1 protein-coding gene is annotated in these 1742 nt (G+C 29.2%); it reads left to right on the forward strand.

Annotated features, from left to right (window positions below; translation table 11 throughout):
• Positions 1 to 179: 179 nt before the first annotated feature.
• Positions 180 to 1526: a glucose-6-phosphate isomerase gene (locus G3997_RS00715; protein WP_296646540.1), complete on the forward strand. Its 1347-nt coding sequence runs from the start codon at positions 180 to 182 to the stop codon at positions 1524 to 1526.
• Positions 1527 to 1742 lie beyond the last annotated feature (216 nt).

The raw sequence follows: 1742 nt of genomic DNA on the forward strand, positions 1-1742 counted from the left end.
TAACTAATTAAAAAATAAAGGTTGTCTCATTTGAGGCAACTTTTTTATTTGTAATATTAATAAATATAGTGTTTTATAAAAAGTATTGAATTATAAGATAAAGAAATGTAATTTATGATTAATTATAGAGGAAGTTTATGCTATAATTTTCTTAAAGATAGAAAGAAAGAGGGATATTTATGGGAAATATTAAATTTGATTATAGCAAGGCTATAGGATTTATAAATGAATATGAAGTAGATTGTATGCAAGCTTATGTAGATCAAGCTCACAAAATGATTCATGAAAAAACTGGATTAGGAAATGACTTTTTAGGATGGGTGGAGCTTCCTAAAAATTATAATAAAGAAGAATTCGATAGAATAAAGAAAGCAGCAGAAAAAATAAAGTCAGATACAGATGTACTTTTAGTTATAGGTATAGGTGGATCTTACTTAGGAGCGAGAGCTGCTATAGAAATGGCAAGCCATTCATTTAGAAATAACCTATCTAAGGAAGATAGAAAATCTCCAGAAATATACTTTGTAGGACAAAATATAAGTTCTACATATATGATGGACTTATTAGATGTAATAAAGGATAAAGATGTATCTATAAACGTTATATCTAAATCAGGAACAACAACTGAACCTGCAATAGCATTTAGAATATTCAAAGATTACTTAGAAAAGAAATATGGAAAAGAAGAAGCTAGTAAAAGAATCTACGCAACTACAGATTCTTCAAAAGGTGCTCTTAGAAAGTTAGCAGATGAAGAAGGATATGAAACATTCATAATACCAGATGATGTAGGTGGTCGTTTCTCTGTTTTAACTCCAGTTGGACTATTACCGATAGCTTGTGCAGGACTTGATATAGATGCTATGATGCAAGGTGCTCAAGATGCTTGTGAAGAATTTAGTACTTCTGATTTAAAGACTAATGATAGTTACCAATATGCAGTAGTTAGAAATATATTACATAGAAAAGGAAAAGATGTTGAATTATTAGTAAACTATGAACCACAATTACATTATGTTGCTGAATGGTGGAAGCAACTATATGGTGAGAGTGAAGGGAAAGACAATAAAGGAATATTCCCTGCTGCAGTAGATTTCTCAACAGACTTACATTCTATGGGACAATACATACAAGATGGTAAAAGAATACTATTTGAGACAGTTTTAAATGTAGAAAATGCTAAGAGAGAGATAACTATAGATGAAGTTGATGTAGATTTAGATGGCTTAAACTATTTAGCTGGAAAAACTGTTGATTTTGTGAATAAAAAAGCTTTCCAAGGAACTTTATTAGCTCATACTGATGGACAAGTTCCAAACTTAATAGTTAATATACCTAGATTAGATGAATATAACTTTGGATATTTAGTATATTTCTTTGAAAAAGCTTGTGCATTAAGTGGATATATATTAGGTGTTAATCCATTTGATCAACCAGGTGTAGAAGCATATAAAAAGAATATGTTTGCATTATTAGGTAAGCCAGGATTTGAAAAAGAAAAGGAAGAATTAGAAAAAAGACTTTAATAGTTAAGGTTAAGTTAAGAATAAAGTAATATAATGAAATTATCAACAAGGTGATATACCTAATTGGTAATTTCATTTTTTTATTTATATAATATTTATTGTTATTGAATGANNNNATAACCTGCGTACTAAAGTAATATCAATGTATCTAGAAAAGAAAAAATGACATTTTGAGCAACGGATGTATCCGAAGCGGTAGCGAGGATATATCGTTGG

The organism is Romboutsia sp. 13368, assembly GCF_018336475.1.
In the GTDB taxonomy this organism is placed as follows: domain Bacteria; phylum Bacillota; class Clostridia; order Peptostreptococcales; family Peptostreptococcaceae; genus Romboutsia.

Coding starts and splice junctions, on each gene's coding strand:
- G3997_RS00715 (WP_296646540.1), top strand. CDS start 180: ATGGGAAATATTAAATTTGATTATAGCAAGGCTATAGGATTTATAAAT.